Annotated in this window: 14 protein-coding genes; 4 read left to right on the top strand and 10 right to left on the bottom strand. The window is 55.3% G+C overall.

What is annotated here, in order from left to right:
- The 3 genes from JE47_RS20670 to JE47_RS22255 form a co-directional block, all read right to left on the bottom strand.
- Positions 1 to 1,269 (bottom strand): P-loop NTPase (locus JE47_RS20670; protein WP_035419749.1); only part of this gene is annotated, 1,269 nt, incomplete at its 3' end.
- A 4-nt stretch (positions 1,270 to 1,273) separates the two neighbouring features.
- Positions 1,274 to 1,540 (bottom strand): hypothetical protein, encoded by a 267-nt coding sequence (locus JE47_RS22260; protein ID WP_236631269.1) that lies wholly within the window; start codon positions 1,538 to 1,540, stop codon positions 1,274 to 1,276.
- A gap of 18 nt (positions 1,541 to 1,558) precedes the next feature.
- Positions 1,559 to 1,711, bottom strand: coding sequence for a hypothetical protein (locus JE47_RS22255; protein ID WP_236631268.1), 153 nt, complete (start codon positions 1,709 to 1,711; stop codon positions 1,559 to 1,561).
- A 483-nt stretch (positions 1,712 to 2,194) separates the two neighbouring features.
- On the opposite strand from JE47_RS22255, the gene JE47_RS0116520 reads away from it, so the two are divergent.
- The 4 genes from JE47_RS0116520 (at position 2,195) to JE47_RS0116505 (ending at position 6,628) form a co-directional block, all read left to right on the top strand.
- Positions 2,195 to 3,196, top strand: coding sequence for a hypothetical protein (locus JE47_RS0116520; RefSeq protein ID WP_081910058.1), 1,002 nt, complete (start codon positions 2,195 to 2,197; stop codon positions 3,194 to 3,196).
- 506 nt (positions 3,197 to 3,702) lie between these two features.
- Entirely contained in the window at positions 3,703 to 4,374 is a 672-nt protein-coding gene (locus JE47_RS0116515; protein WP_031460814.1) for an MBL fold metallo-hydrolase, read from the top strand.
- 298 nt (positions 4,375 to 4,672) lie between these two features.
- The gene (locus tag JE47_RS0116510) at positions 4,673 to 6,313 is read left to right on the top strand and encodes a CTP synthase (protein ID WP_031460813.1); all 1,641 of its coding nucleotides are present in this window, start codon (positions 4,673 to 4,675) and stop codon (positions 6,311 to 6,313) included.
- Positions 6,314 to 6,421: 108 nt separating this feature from the next.
- The gene (locus tag JE47_RS0116505) at positions 6,422 to 6,628 is read left to right on the top strand and encodes a hypothetical protein (RefSeq protein WP_031460812.1); all 207 of its coding nucleotides are present in this window, start codon (positions 6,422 to 6,424) and stop codon (positions 6,626 to 6,628) included.
- A gap of 433 nt (positions 6,629 to 7,061) precedes the next feature.
- On the opposite strand, the gene JE47_RS0116500 is transcribed toward JE47_RS0116505, so the two are convergent.
- From JE47_RS0116500 to JE47_RS0116470, 7 genes are all read right to left on the bottom strand, one after another.
- A complete protein-coding gene (locus JE47_RS0116500) occupies positions 7,062 to 8,366 on the bottom strand; it encodes an NAD(P)H-dependent oxidoreductase (protein ID WP_031460811.1) in 1,305 nt (434 codons plus the stop codon).
- Between the two features lie 197 nt (positions 8,367 to 8,563).
- Positions 8,564 to 9,094, bottom strand: a complete 531-nt coding sequence (rfbC, locus tag JE47_RS0116495) for a dTDP-4-dehydrorhamnose 3,5-epimerase (protein WP_028458133.1) — start codon at positions 9,092 to 9,094, stop codon at positions 8,564 to 8,566.
- A 2-nt stretch (positions 9,095 to 9,096) separates the two neighbouring features.
- Positions 9,097 to 10,125 carry an NAD-dependent epimerase/dehydratase family protein gene (locus JE47_RS0116490; RefSeq protein WP_031460810.1) on the bottom strand — a complete coding sequence of 343 codons (1,029 nt, stop codon included), beginning with the start codon at positions 10,123 to 10,125 and terminating at the stop codon, positions 9,097 to 9,099.
- Between the two features lie 15 nt (positions 10,126 to 10,140).
- Positions 10,141 to 10,917 carry a glucose-1-phosphate cytidylyltransferase gene (gene rfbF / locus JE47_RS0116485; protein ID WP_031460809.1) on the bottom strand — a complete coding sequence of 259 codons (777 nt, stop codon included), beginning with the start codon at positions 10,915 to 10,917 and terminating at the stop codon, positions 10,141 to 10,143.
- Between the two features lie 26 nt (positions 10,918 to 10,943).
- On the bottom strand, positions 10,944 to 11,894 hold the full coding sequence (locus JE47_RS0116480) for a UDP-glucuronic acid decarboxylase family protein (protein WP_028458130.1): 951 nt from the start codon (positions 11,892 to 11,894) through the stop codon (positions 10,944 to 10,946).
- Positions 11,895 to 11,977: 83 nt separating this feature from the next.
- Complete coding sequence (locus tag JE47_RS0116475; RefSeq protein WP_031460808.1) at positions 11,978 to 12,991, bottom strand: NAD-dependent epimerase/dehydratase family protein; 1,014 nt, start codon at positions 12,989 to 12,991, stop codon at positions 11,978 to 11,980.
- Positions 12,988 to 14,121, bottom strand: a complete 1,134-nt coding sequence (locus JE47_RS0116470; protein ID WP_031460807.1) for a DegT/DnrJ/EryC1/StrS aminotransferase family protein — start codon at positions 14,119 to 14,121, stop codon at positions 12,988 to 12,990. Before JE47_RS0116470 ends, JE47_RS0116475 begins: the two co-directional genes overlap by 4 nt.
- Positions 14,122 to 14,500: the final 379 nt, after the last annotated feature.

Here is a 14,500-nt window from a genome sequence, read left to right as displayed (position 1 = left end):
GACGGGGGCGTGTTTGGGGTCGGCCTGGCTGGCCTGCTGGAAGAGGCGGCGGGCTTCGGCGATGCGTCCCTGGTATTTGAAGGCCAGGGGGAGCAGGGTTGTCAGTTTGCGCTCTTCGGTGCTTGGGTCGGCGCCGAGCACCCTACCCAGGGCGTCAAACAGGTCTTGATACAGGTAGCGTTCTTCGGGCAGGCGGCGGACGGCCAGCAGGCCCAGGGCGCGTTCGGCGATCCAGGGGTGACGGGTGGAGAGGCGCCCGGCCTCCTCTTCTTCGGTGATCTCGGTCAGTTCGCCGCGCAGGGGAGAGAGCAGGCGCGGGGTCAGTTCGGCTTCCGGGCAGTGCAGGAACTCCGCTAACAGGCGGCGGCTGATCCAGAAGCCAAAGCGGTGCACCAGGGCGATGCCGGCGTAGCCGCGCAGCAGGAAGGCGACGCGCTCTTCGCGATAGCGCTTTTCCAGGTTGGTAAAGACGGTTTCCAGGATGGCTTCAAAGGAGCAGCCGGCGCGGCTAGTCATCAGGGCGGGGAGCAACTGACCATCCGCCTGCAGGCGGCCGAGCAGGTAATCGAGCCGCTCTGAGGGGGTCTTCTCCTGCAGGGCGCCCAGGGCGTTGTTCGCTTCCAGGCGTTCGAGCAGGGCGTGGGCTTCGTGCTCGTCCAGGCGTTCCAGGCGGAATTCCTGCACCGTCACCCGGCGTTCCACTTCGGGACGGTGGGGGCTGTTGTACCACTCGTGCAGGCGCGCCGTGCCCAGGAGCACGAACGGCAGGCCGCTCTCGTTCAGGTCGCTGAGCAGGGCGGGCAGCTCGTCCACGTAGGGGAGTTCGTCCAGGCAGATCAGGAGCGGCCCATTCTGCTCGAAAGGATGTTCGTAAGGCTGCGTCACGTGGCCGTAATGTCGCCAGAGCACGGGAAGCCCCTGGTGGGCGGCCCCCCAGGCGGCGCGCATCAGCAGGGTGGTCTTGCCCTCGCCGGAAAGCCCGCTGATCACCCCCAGGCGCTGCGCTGGCGTCCCATGAAGGATGAAGTCCATCAGGGAGGGGAAGAGCGTGCGCAGGGCGTCCTGCTGGCGGGCGATGTTCGCCCAGTTGGGCCGGGCGCCGTTGTAGAAATCCGCCGGTTGGCCTGTGGCCTGCGCCTGGCGGAAGGCCTCGTCAAGCAGGCGGAAGACAAATCCGCCCTGGTGACCCAGATGCACCTGGTTGTTGTCACCGGTGATGATGATGGTATGCTCGGCGTTGCCTTGAATGGTGATGGCGCGGCGACTCATGGGCCTATCGCTTGACCTGATTGTGATTGCCGGTAATGATGGTGCTGCCGCTGGCGTTCCCGCCGATGGCGACAGAGCGATTGCCGCTGGCGATGACGGTCTGCCCGGCGGGGCCGGATTGCGGCAGCAGGCGGGCGAGTTCCTGGGCCAAGGAATCGTCTTCGGCGAGGAGTTTCTTCAGTTGCAGGCGCAGGGCGGCCAGGGCATCTTCGTCGTCGGGATGGGCGGCAGCGTCCTGGGCGGCTTCGAGCGCAGCGGGTCTGGCTTCCATCTTTGGGCGCAGTCTGTCTCACAGGGCTTTGACTTGCTCGAAGCCTTTTTCACCGGTCTTTTCGCCGAGTTTTTTGGCCGCTTCCTGCCCGGCAAGTTTGGCGCCTTTGAGCAGGTAGGGCAGGAAGGGGGCGAGGAGTTGCACGAGTTGAGTAGAGAGTTGAGGGTCCATTCAGCTTCACTTTCCGCTAACTGATGTTGATAAAAAGGTTGGTAATGGGCTCAATGCGTGGTCATCTTGTGTCACCCAAACATCAGACCACAACAAGGAGCCCATTACTACGACAAATCATACCATACGTGTTTTGGTTACGTTGCTTCACCGTCTTCTGGTGGGGACCAATCTTGCCCTGTTCCATTTCATGTTCATGGGGATGATGGTGAGCGGGGCGCGCTTGCCGAACCGTGGAGCCATGTTTCCGGCGCTGAAAGCAACGGGATTGTCGGATGCGGCCATGCGGAGGGCGTGGGGAGCCGTTCGCAACGGCGCCTGGCAGAGAGCGGTCCTGCTGCGTCTGTGGCGGGAATAGATGAAGGAATTGCAAGGCTGGCAGGAGCATCGTTACGAAGGATATGTTCCGGTGACGGTGGACATCACGGTGTTTTGGCGTCTTTCGTGTTCGTAAGATTTGAACAGTGCGGATTTTGTGTTCCGGTGACGGTGGACATCACGGTGTTTTGGCGTCCAGCGCTGAAAAGATGCCCCAGCAAGCACGATCACCCGGCGGCCAATCGGGCTTTACCGGCGGTGATCGTTTGGATCAGCGGGGAAGTGGGGGAAGTGAATGGGCAGCGGATGGCCCTGCCACGGGTTTTTGAACGGGTCCATTCCACAGACACGAGCGAGAACAATTTGTGGCAGAGGGTGCGCACAAACGTCCAGCAAGGCCTTCAGGAAGATGAAATGGTGGTGGTGGATGCCGGGGTGACAATCAGCGCGCTGCACGAGGCGGGGATTGAGCGCTCTCTCATCCGCCTGGCGACCACTTTCACGGCACGGCGCAACGTTCTCCCCGACCATCACCGTGGGCGCAAGGCGAAGGATGGCAGGTTGGTGCGACCGTTGGCTCGCCAGTATCAAGGCAGAACGCTGGCAGCCACCCCTCCCGACGAACCATACACCTGGGAGGAGGACGGACGCCAGCTACGCGCCGAGATTTGGCGCAACCTGGTTTTGAATGAGGTGACGCCTGACCCGCAGCACCGGGTTTTTGACGTGTACGCCATCTCCGACCCGGCCTTCAAACAGCCCTGGCTGTTAGCGACACCTGTCAAACTCAAGCCGGAACGTGTGCGGGCCATGGACACAGACCGCTGGCCGGTGGCGCACATCCCGGTGCGCGCCACGCAAATGGTCGGCGCCCACCGTCAGTGTGTGCACAACCCGGAACGTGTCCAACGCTTGCCCGCATTGGCGCTCCTGGCCGGCTCGATGTTGAGTTTCCTGGCGGCCACATTCCCCGCTCCCCCAACCGGCTTCTGGGATCGTAAACCTAAACGAACGCCAGGGCGCTTCCGCCGCCTGTTGATCGGCCAGCCATTTCCCAAAGATGTCAAGCTTCCGGGGCACCTTCGCGAAAAGAAGTCGGTGACGGGGCATGTGCCCAAAGGAAACCTGGCGCGATGGCTGAAAACGGCCAACATGGCGGCAACGTAGGCCGTTTGGCACGCCCAAACAGGTTATGTTGTAAGGTTCAAATCTGCCGGAAGCCAATTCCGGCGCACGAGGCTGGCAACTTTTAGCGGAAAGGAAAGTATAATAGAGTGTCGAGAATTACAGGCCATCGCGATGGTTCTCAGTGCGATGCCGCAGTGAGAAATTAGGGTAAATCGAAGGCATTCTGCTCGACAAGATTTCGCATACTTCCATACACGCTACTGCAAGCTGGAAAAGATTAATACTTGTGTGCATTTGCTTAGGGTTTTCGATGCATTGTCCCTGCACAGTAGTCGGGAGGGGAAAAAGAGGTAAACGGTGGGGATGCGGGTTCCAAACCTGCTACTTTCTCCTGACGGTGTGAAAGAGGCAAGGGTAGCGGAAGGTAGTACCAGGGCTTTCCAACGTTTTCACCCCATCTGCCAGTGGATTGCCAGATAGCAGCCTTGTCCAGATATTTTTAGAGGTATTCTACTCGTTTTCACGAGGAAGCGTAAGGATGTTCTATGCCAGAAGTACAGTTTCTCGGTCACGCCTGTTTCCGAATTCGCGGTCGTGATGGTACGATCGTCTGCGATCCCTATCATCGTTCTATTGGTCTCGATCTCGGACGTCCGACAGCATCTATCGTTACGGTAAGTCATCATCACCCTGATCACGATAATTCCAGCGCAGTACGACCTCTCCGTGATCGCGTTTTTGTTGTTGATGGTCCCGGTGAATACGAGATTGGTGGGGTCTTGATTACCGGTGTGCGCACCTTTCACGATCAGGTGAAGGGGGCCGAACGTGGTTTCAATACGGTGTACATCATTCACCTCGATGACCTGGTCTTCTGTCACCTTGGCGACCTTGGTCACGAGCTAACGACGAGCCAGCTCGAAGAGATTGGCTCGAATGTTGATGTTCTGTTTGTCCCGGTTGGTGGTGGAGAGACAATCGGGCCAGCGCTGGCAAGTAATGTCATTAGCCAAATCGAGCCACGCTTCGTTATACCAATGCACTATGCAATGGGGCAAACCAATTTCGATCCACCACTGGCCCCCATCGAGCGGTTCGTTAGCGAGATGGGATTGAAAGAATATACCCCTGAAGAGAAGTTTGTGATCAATGCCAATGCCTTGCCGGAGGATGAAGAGCAGACCAGGATCGTTTTTCTTCGCCCGATAAACGGCTAACATCTGGCGCCGTTTGTGGTATACTTAACTATTGAAGTGCAACGGCGTGTGACCTGTTTCGTTCATCTTCTGCTACGTAACAACAGTGGCAGAGATGCCGAACACAAAGGCAAAAGAAGGCTTTAGATACACGCTCAAACGGTAGCACAAAATACGTTACAGCCAGTTCAAATCGTCGGCAGATACCGATTGTTCGTGATGCAATCGTATTTGACACAACGAGAAGAGAGCCAGTGTGGGTCGGTTCAACCCGAAGGTTGACCGACCCACAAATCTTTAGAACAGGGAGTGCTGTGCTATGACCAAGTACATTTTTGTTACCGGTGGGGTTGTTTCATCAGTAGGGAAAGGCATTGGTGTCGCCTCAATCGGTCGCTTGCTAAAGAGCCGTGGGTTCTCGGTTTCAGTCATGAAGCTCGATCCCTACCTGAACGTTGATCCGGGCACGATGTCACCGTATCAGCATGGTGAAGTCTTCGTCACGGCTGATGGCGCAGAGACCGACCTCGATCTTGGGCATTATGAACGGTTTATTGATGTGAACCTGAGCCGATTGAGCAACGTCACCACCGGCCAAATCTACTCGGCAGTAATTGCGAAAGAGCGACGAGGAGATTATCTTGGCGGCACGATTCAGGTTATCCCGCATATCACCAACGAGATCAAGGCCCGTATCGGTGCCCTGGCGCGGAGCAGCCAGGCTGATGTGGTAATCGTTGAAATTGGTGGCACTGTCGGCGATATCGAGAGTCTGCCCTTCCTAGAGGCAATCCGTCAGATGCGGAAAGATGTTGGACGCGACAACATTCTCTATATTCACGTTACCCTCTTACCGCATATCAGCACTGGCGAACTGAAGACGAAACCGACGCAACACTCAGTTATGGCGCTCCGCAACGTCGGGATTAGCGCCGATATTATTCTCTGCCGGGCTGACCGTCCTATTGATGATGAGATTCGCGAGAAGATCGCCTTTTTCGCCGACGTTGATGTACGCGCTGTGATTCCGGTGCCGACCGTTGACTCAATCTACGAAGTACCACTGGTCCTCGAAGATATGGGCCTGGGTGAATATTTAGTCGAACGGTTAGGACTGCCGGCGAACCCGCCTGACCTAGAAGAGTGGCGTGCACTGGTCGCCCGCATCCGGCAGGAGAAACGTCGCTTACCGATTGCCCTTGTCGGGAAATATGTTGAGCTACACGATGCCTACATTAGCGTTGTTGAAGCGCTGCATCATGCCGGTCTTGAACAATCGATAGACATCGATATTCGCTGGGTCTCAGCCGAAGAAGTAGAACGCGAGGGTGCAGCCCGCTTGCTAGCAGGCGTCTACGGTATTCTGGTACCGGGTGGATTCGGTGAGCGAGGAATTGAGGGGAAGATTGCGGCTGCTGACTATGCCAGGGTTCATGGGATCCCTTATCTTGGTCTCTGTCTGGGCATGCAATGTGCCACCATTGCCTTTGCACGTCACGTCCTCGGCACTCATGATGTGAATAGTACTGAATTCAATCCACAGACGGCTCATCCGGTCATCGATTTGATGCCGGATCAACGCGATATTACCGAGAAGGGCGGCACAATGCGCCTGGGTCTCTACCCGTGCGATCTAATACCGGGAACGCGAGCACATGCTGCTTACGGTTGCAACCGGGTAGAAGAACGGCACCGTCATCGCTTCGAGTTCAATAACCGTTACCGGGCCATCCTTGAAGCGGCCGGTCTGGTTATCAGCGGTGTGTCACCAGACAGGCGGCTGGTTGAAATCATTGAACTGCGCGATCATCCCTGGTACGTAGCCAGTCAATTCCACCCCGAATTCCAATCGCGTCCGGGTAAACCACATCCGCTCTTCCGCGGTTTTGTCGCGGCAGCGGCTCAGACATTGCTAGCTGGCGAAGCTCGTCAGTTGCCTCTGGTGGCGAGTACATCGTAGTTCGACAGGAACTGTTTTGAGGCTGTACCGGCGCTGAGGTAATGATACGGTAATGCGAGTCGGTATAGTACAACAAAGAGCCGTTGTCGATATGCCACGGAGCCACCGATGCGTACTCGTCTCAAATTAAAACCTGGTCAGCGCGGTACCAAGAAGCTACAAGCAATGTATGGCGATCGGCTCGTCTGTGTTCGGTATCGGTACGACCCGGACACCGGACGCCGATTTAAGACGATTGAAATCATTGTGGAAGAAAAAGAGTGGACACCGCGGAATCACCACCATGATCAGGCCGACAATTTTGCTGCTGATTGATGCAGAGGTGACGTTCCGAGGCTGGGTTATTTAGAGGCTGTCTGGAATACCCAGAAGAGGATCGGTTGCGTCATAGCAGCGCTGTGCCCGTACATTGATCGGGTTTCATCCGCCGTACCGTGAGACGATTATTCGGATAGGCTCTAAGAACTTGTCCGAATGTCTTGTATCGTCACACCCACGACGGGATAACTCTGTTAGCAGGGGCGAGGCAGTAACCTCGCCCCCACAGGTATTCACAACGATAATCACAGAGCGACTATCCGCCATATCCTGTCGCAGCAGATTCGGTTGGGGTGCAGCGCCGCTTCAAGGCGCAGTAGTGCTGTATCCGTCCATCCATCGATGAGTTACATCCGTTGCACCGTGAGACGAATATTCGGATAGGCTCTTACTCTTCACGAAGACAAATCCCTGGGAAAAGATAGAACCGCTATGACCAGAACATCGCATCTTGTTCAGCCCGCAACTGGTCACTCAACCGATTGGGAGGTAACTGTACATCTGCATAGGTAATGATACCGTCTTTCGGAATATCGTGCAGCAGCGTACATCCCTCCGCCAGCCCGATTGGCAAGATGCGTTCGGCCTGAACCACCTCGGCATTTTCAGCCAACCCATACGTCATATAGCCCCCTAGACCATCGAGCGTTTGACCAGCGCGTAGATCGGTTTTGGCCGCTGCAATCACTTCAACAGTGGGTCGGCCAGCCGCTGCTAGCACCGTATCACCAAACAGAGCGACCCGTGCAACCGAATTGGGAACCTCAAAATGGCACAGGTGGTACGGTGTGTAAAAGAGGTAGAGTGGCCCCTTTCCTAGCTTATACAGATTCAGGTAGTGCTGCATCCGTGGATGGTCGTGGGTACCCAACACAAACACGCCTGGCCCCGGTGTTGCACCGACAACGTAATCGACAATCCCTGGCCCTTCGAGCAAGGCCTCTAGCGGATACAGCTCATGTACGACATCGGCTAGCGGTGTGCCGGATGGTACGGTTGGCCCAAACATCCCCCGCTTCGCGACCCGCATTCCTGTGGCGTTTGCCACAACTGCCTGCTCGAACGAAATTTTCGTACCGTCGGCGAAGCTGGTCACCATATATGGATTTTGCCCCCATTGACGGGCAAAATTGGCCTGCGTGGTTGGATTGCGATACGGATCGTGCAAACCTTTTATATTGCCGCACAATACCGGCTTGACCCCTAACCCGCGCACGAAGCGATAGAGGTTCATAATGACGCCGGGCTGGTCTCCGTCGGAAAGGGTAAAGATCACACCATTGCGACGGGCATACACCTGCAAAATTGCACCGAGGGTTCCATCGAGTTCGGCATTCATCGTTACTACGTGTTTGCCGTGGCGCATCGCGGTGAGGGCTACTTGAGCGCCAAATTCAACCGCACCGGTCACTTCGAGAATGACATCAATGCCATCGGCAGTGCAAAGCAAGAGCGCATCGCTGGTTACTGCTGGTGCACCAGCTTCGAGTGCTGCTGCCAAAGCAGTTGGCGAATCGACCCGGCGAATCGCTTCGGTCGGTACATCGGCTTCAGTATACGCCTGGATTGCTCGTTCAATGGTGCGATTGGCGATGGCAACCAATCGCATACCACGGGTATACCGGATCATCTGGAGGGCAATTCCACGCGCCATAAAGCCCGCACCGATCATGCCAACTCGAATTGGCCGGCCCTCAGCTTCGGCGCGTTGCAATGCAGTGTCGATCAGGATCATAGTTTTCTCCGCGGGGTTGTTCTGTGCTTGCAGGCGCTCGTTAGACGTGCCTGCGGTAGATGTTATGCACCTGCAAGCAGAGAGGGGATAACAGATAATCTCAAATACCGAACTGGCCGGGTGAGCAGACTGACCTGCATCCACACCTTCACACCTGGTGCGAATGCAGGTTGCGAAAGACACACCCACAACGCTTGCTAACCGTTAAACAGCGGCCAGCGCTTATCTTTCTCACTGATTTCGGTGACCGGCAACGGCCACTCAATCCCGAAGGCCGGATCGTCATAACGCACGCCACCTTCGGCAGACGGCGTGTAGTACTGTGAGACCTGGTAAAACACTTCCGTGTCGTCTTCAAGCGTCTGAAAACCGTGGGCAAAACCTTCCGGTACGTACAGTGCCAGCCGATTGGCCGCAGTGAGCTTCACGCCGATCCAGCGCTTGTAGGTTGGTGAATCGGGACGTAAATCGATAATCACATCGTAGATTGCGCCACGGATGCAACGTACTAATTTAGTTTCCGCATACGGTGCGTGCTGAAAGTGCATCCCCCGCAATGTACCGGCCACCCGATTATACGAGAGGTTCATCTGAACAACGCGACTCACCAGACCATGAGCAGCGAATTCATCGTCAGCCCAAACCCGTGCGAAGAAGCCACGGTTGTCTTCACGTGGCTCCAACTCAATGATGTGGGCATCCTTTAATTCGGTAGGAATAAACCGCATAGTCAGCTCCTCCAGAACAGTTCGGCGTCAAGTTGATTGGTTGCGATCAGATGACGAAGCATCTTGAGGCGCGTGTATGGCGGCGCCTCGAAGATCTCGCGCGTCATGCCAATACGCTCGAAGACAGCGCGCAATTGCTGAGCACCAGCTAAGGCGTCGTACCGGCAGGAAAATCCGGGCAGGTGTGTCGCAATCTTGGTAAAATCAACCCGATAGCTGCGATTGTCTGCATCTTTCTGCCCAAACGTTAATTCGCAACCGGGAAAGACTTCGGCGACGATCTCGGCAATCTCGCGCACACGGTAATTGTAACGGCTATCGCCAACATTGAAAATCTGATTGTGGATCGCTTCGCGTGGCGCCTCCAACGCACAGGCGACAGCCTGGGCAATGTCGAGAATGTGTACTAGAGGTCGCCACGGCGTGCCATCACTGGTCATCGCAATCTTGCCGGTTGTCCAGGCCAAACCGGCAAGATTGTTCAGCACCACATCAAACCGTTGGCGCGGTGAGGGGCCGAAGGCGGTTGCATTGCGCAGAAATACCGGTGAAAAGTCATCATCAGCCATCTGGGCCAAATCACGCTCCACCAGCACTTTACATTCGGCGTAAGCCGTTTGGGGGTTAACCGGTGACTCCTCAGTTTTGATCTCACCTTCCTCTCCGATGCCATACACCGAACATGATGACATATACACGAAGCGCCTGACGCCAGCCGCCTTCGCAGCACGAGCCAGCCTGACACTGCCCTGATGGTTGATCTGAAACGTCAGATCACGGTTAAGCTGCCCCAACGGATCGTTCGATAGCTCGGCCATATGCACCACTGCGTCAAAACCGGCCAGGTCAGCAGCGGTTAAGCAACGAATATCCTGGACAATCAATTGTGGTTGTCGCATGCCGCTGTGGTAGAGCCAGCCACTCTCGTAGTAGCCGGTGTCAACACCGACAACCTCGTGTCCACGTTCCATCAGATACGGCGCAGTGATGATACCGATATAGCCACCGCTGCCGGTTAAGAGGACTTTCATTGCTAGCTCCTTCCATCATTCCCAAATTTTCCAGGGCGCCTGGCCGCTCTGCCACAACCCTTCCAGGTAGTTCTTATCGCGCAGGGTGTCCATCGGATGCCAGAAGCCGTGATGACGGTAGGCGGCCAGTTGTCCACGCTGAGCCAACTGCTCTAGTGGCTCACGTTCCCAAACGGTCTCGTCACCGGCGATCAGATCGAATGCTGCTGGTTCAACAACGAAGAAACCACCGTTGATATACGCCCCATCACCCTTCGGCTTCTCTTTGAAACTCTCGATCAAGGTCTGGCCTTCACTCAGCGAGAAGGCCCCAAAGCGGCCTGGCGGCTGCACTGCGGTTAAGGTCACCGTCACACCTTGTTCGCGATGGTAAGCGAGCAAAGCCCGAATATCGACATCACTTACCCCGTCACCATACGTCAGACAGAAGGTCTCGTTTCCAACGTAGGGCTGAATACGCTTGATGCGACCACCAGTCATGGTGTTCTCACCGGTATCAACTAGTGTCACCTGCCACGGCTCGATCTTCGTATGGTGCACCGTCATCCGGTTTTCACGCATATCAAAGGTCACATCAGCATGATGCAGATAATAATTGGCAAAATACTCTTTAATCATGTGACCTTTGTAGCCACAGCAGATGATGAACTCGTTGATTCCGTGGGCCGAATAGATTTTCATAATGTGCCAGAGAATAGGCCGATTACCGATTTCAACCATCGGCTTCGGTCGAATGGCACTCTCTTCACTGATGCGGGTACCGTAGCCGCCAGCCAGAATGACCGCCTTCATACGCTGAGTCTGCCTCCTCGTGCTAGTTATAGCTCGCCACGTCGTTGCAGTTCCTGCCGGAACCAGGGAATAGTCTGTTCTAGGCCTTCGCGTAGGGATACTTTTGGTTCCCAGTTAAGAATCCGTCGGGCTTTGGTTATATCAGGTTGACGCACTTGAGGGTCATCTTTGGTGCGGAGATCGCGATAGACAACCCCTGCTTTGTTACCGGTTATTTCATTAACGATCTGGGCGAACTCGGCAATTGTAAATTCACTGGGATTGCCAATGTTCACCGGTTCGACTTCATCGCTAAACAGCAATCGGTAGACGCCCTCTACCAGATCGGAGACATACTGAAACGAGCGGGTCTGACTACCATCCCCGTAAATGGTGAGTGGTTCGCCACGTAAGGCTTGCGAAATAAAGTTGGGAACGACCCTTCCATCGCGGAGCCGCATCCGAGGGCCATAGGTATTGAAGATACGAACAATGCGCGTCTCCACACCGTGGTAGTTGTGGTACGCCATCGTCATTGCTTCAGCGAAGCGCTTGGCTTCATCGTACACACCTCTTGGCCCAACCGGATTCACGTGACCGTAATAACTTTCAGGCTGTGGATGGACTTGGGGATCGCCGTAGACTTCCGAAGTTGACGCAAGTAAAAAGCGGGCACCTTTGGCCCGCGCCAGACCGAGAGCTTTATGGGTACCGAGCGCACCAACTTTGAGCGTCTGAATTGGCAACTCAAGGTAGTCGATTGGTGACGCCGGTGAAGCGAAGTGCAATACGGCGTCGATGGGTCCTTCGATGTAAATGTAGTTCGTTACATCGTGATGAATAAAGAGGAAGCGAGGATGACCGGCCAGATGAGCGATATTGTCGGTACTGCCGGTGATCAGATTATCCATCGCGATCACCGTATGCCCTTCAGCCAGAAACCGATCACACAAGTGTGAACCAAGAAAGCCTGCTCCCCCGGTAATTAATACGCGCATAGATGTTGTGCTCCTCTGTATATCGTTGACTTACATTGTAGTGACCAATCTTGACGGTTTGATGAATATTGTAGCGGTTTTTATTAACCTTCATCCGGTGATGGTTCCCAGTAATGGCGGCGATGTTCACGATAAAACGCGATGGTTCTTGCCAGACCGGTGCGGAGATCGATTCGCGGCTGCCAACCTAGCATCGTCCGAATCCGGCGATCATCGGCGTAGTAGTCACCAATATCGATCGGTTTGCGGTCTGGAGGGTAGGGAATGATCTCAAAATTTCCCCCGCCGGCAATCTCAACCGTGAGCGCTGCCAGATCGCGCAAGTTAATTACTTCAAGACCACCTAGATTAAAAATTTGTCCGCCAGCAGCCGGATGCAGTGCAGCCAGTAACAACGCATTAACGCAATCATCAATGTAGGTGAAATCGCGCAGTTGTTTTCCATCGCCCCAAACCTGTATCGGCTTTCCGTCGATCACGTTTCTGATCCAGACGCCCAGAAAGGTCTGACGCGCATCTTTGACTCGCATCCGTGGGCCATACGTGTTCGTCAAACGTAAAGCACATGCACGAATACCATAGACATTATTGTAGAGAATATGGTACCATTCACCGGCCATTTTGTTGATCCCGTTTACATCGACCGGGTGTAATAAATGGCGTTCATCAACTGGGAGATAGTCAGGCTTACCATAAATCTGGCGGGTGGACGCATAGACAATCGTGATACGCGGGTTATTCTTGCGACAGGCTTCGAGGATAGAGAGCTGGGCCCGACAATTGATGTCGAGATCAATGTAGGGGTTGCGCATCGAGTCGAGATGGCTGGTTTGCCCGGCGAGGTTGAAGAGAAAATCCTGACCCTGCACCAGATAATTCATCGAGTACTCATCGCGCACATCAGCGATATTTACTCGCACTCGCTTCTCAATTCCGGCAATGTTGTAAAGGTTTCCGCCATACTCCGGAATCAGCGAATCAACCAGCGTAATATTTGCACCCAGCTCGACTAAACGATGAGCCAGATTCGAGCCGATAAAGCCCAGACCACCGGTGATCAGGACATTTGCACCGGCAAATTGCTGGAAATCAATCATACGACCCTCGTTCGTACTGTTTCAGCCACAAACATAACTTCTTCGTAAGTTAATTCAGGGTACATGGGTAACGATAAAATCCGGCCAGCCAGGTCTTCGGTTACCGGTAGACTACCCGCTCGATACCCCAGCTCAGCATAAGCCGGTTGCAGATGGGTAGGTGTTGGGTAGTGAATATCGCAGCCGACACCGTGGGCGAGGAGATGCTCACGTAGCCGGTCGCGAGTAACCCGGTCGGGAAGGGTAATCACGTAGAGGTGATACACGTGGCCTGGTTCATCTACGGGTAGACCAATTGGTACATCGGCTAACGCCGTAGCATACCAGCCAGCGCGTTCGCGCCGGGCAGCGTTCGCTGCTGCAAGATGAGCGAGTTTCACACGCAACAAAGCCGCTTGCAGCTCATCGAGGCGAGAATTACGTCCACCGATTTCGGTCGTGTAATATTTTCGCTCCCAACCGTACATGCGGAGGCGTCGCAGTCGTTCGGCGAGTGAGGTCTGGTTAGTTACCACTGCTCCGCCATCCCCCAACGCGCCCAAATTCTTGGTCGGGTAGAAACTGAATGCGGCAATATCACCCCACTGCCCGGCCTGTCGTGGTTGCCCCGTTGAATCGATTCGCCATGCACCATGGGCCTGAGCCGCATCTTCGATAACAACGAGATCGTGTCGTTTGGCCAGGTCATTGATCGCTGCCATATCGGCGAGCCGTCCAAAGAGATGTACCGGTATCACAGCTCTGGTGCGCGGCGTAATTGCCGCTGCCATTGCCGCCGGATCGAGATTCTGGGTAGTCGGATCGACATCAACCAGGATTGGACGGGCGCCAGCCTGCAAGATGGCGGCTACGTCGTACATACACGCATTGGCAACCGTAATCACCTCATCACCCGGCCCGATGCCAGCGGCAACCAGCGCCAGGTAGAGTGCTTCAGCACCGCTGGCTACGCCTACACAATGGTTCACCCCACAGACATTAGCAAATTCCTGCTCGAATGCTGCCACTTCGTTACCTAGAATATACCAGCCACTTTCGATAACTCGCTTGACGGCGGCGATGAGTTCGGTGTTAATCGCTTGATGGCTACGCCGCAGATCGCCAAACGGTACGCGCCAGGTTGTGCTCATCATGTAACTCCTCAGTTCAGGGTTAAGATGTCCACCGGTAGTATGCACGATCCGTACACTTAGAGCAAATTTTAAAGCCTTCGTGTAGTCGTAGAGAAGATTAGGGTGAGCAGTGGGAGCGTATTTCAATCCTGGCCCAAATGACATGTTGAGGGAATAAATGATAGTCCTTGTCTACACACCGTGCGATGCGGGCCAGCGACCCGCGCACGCGGTGCCAGTCAGCGTCTAACGCAGCCACTACCTACACACTGCACGATGCGGGCCAGCGACCCGCGCACGCGGTGCCGGTCAGCATCTGACGCAGCCACTGCCTATACACCGTGCGATGCGGGCCAGCGACCCGCGCACGCGGTGCCGGTCAGCGTCTAACGCAGCT

The organism is Chloroflexus sp. MS-G (assembly GCF_000735195.1).
Classification (GTDB): Bacteria; Chloroflexota; Chloroflexia; order Chloroflexales; family Chloroflexaceae; genus Chloroflexus.
The sequence above is the reverse complement of the archived record's forward strand: the minus strand, read 5'-3'. Positions and strand labels throughout refer to the sequence as shown.

What these genes read in the sequence shown, in the direction of transcription:
- JE47_RS22260 (WP_236631269.1), bottom strand. Translation starts at nt 1,540, where the DNA reads ATGGAAGCCAGACCCGCTGCGCTCGAAGCCGCCCAGGACGCTGCCGCC.
- JE47_RS22255 (WP_236631268.1), bottom strand. Translation starts at nt 1,711, where the DNA reads ATGGACCCTCAACTCTCTACTCAACTCGTGCAACTCCTCGCCCCCTTC.
- JE47_RS0116515 (WP_031460814.1), top strand. Translation starts at nt 3,703, where the DNA reads ATGCCAGAAGTACAGTTTCTCGGTCACGCCTGTTTCCGAATTCGCGGT.
- JE47_RS0116510 (WP_031460813.1), top strand. Translation starts at nt 4,673, where the DNA reads ATGACCAAGTACATTTTTGTTACCGGTGGGGTTGTTTCATCAGTAGGG.
- JE47_RS0116505 (WP_031460812.1), top strand. Translation starts at nt 6,422, where the DNA reads ATGCGTACTCGTCTCAAATTAAAACCTGGTCAGCGCGGTACCAAGAAG.
- JE47_RS0116500 (WP_031460811.1), bottom strand. Translation starts at nt 8,366, where the DNA reads ATGATCCTGATCGACACTGCATTGCAACGCGCCGAAGCTGAGGGCCGG.
- rfbC (WP_028458133.1), bottom strand. Translation starts at nt 9,094, where the DNA reads ATGCGGTTTATTCCTACCGAATTAAAGGATGCCCACATCATTGAGTTG.
- JE47_RS0116490 (WP_031460810.1), bottom strand. Translation starts at nt 10,125, where the DNA reads ATGAAAGTCCTCTTAACCGGCAGCGGTGGCTATATCGGTATCATCACT.
- rfbF (WP_031460809.1), bottom strand. Translation starts at nt 10,917, where the DNA reads ATGAAGGCGGTCATTCTGGCTGGCGGCTACGGTACCCGCATCAGTGAA.
- JE47_RS0116480 (WP_028458130.1), bottom strand. Translation starts at nt 11,894, where the DNA reads ATGCGCGTATTAATTACCGGGGGAGCAGGCTTTCTTGGTTCACACTTG.
- JE47_RS0116475 (WP_031460808.1), bottom strand. Translation starts at nt 12,991, where the DNA reads ATGATTGATTTCCAGCAATTTGCCGGTGCAAATGTCCTGATCACCGGT.
- JE47_RS0116470 (WP_031460807.1), bottom strand. Translation starts at nt 14,121, where the DNA reads ATGAGCACAACCTGGCGCGTACCGTTTGGCGATCTGCGGCGTAGCCAT.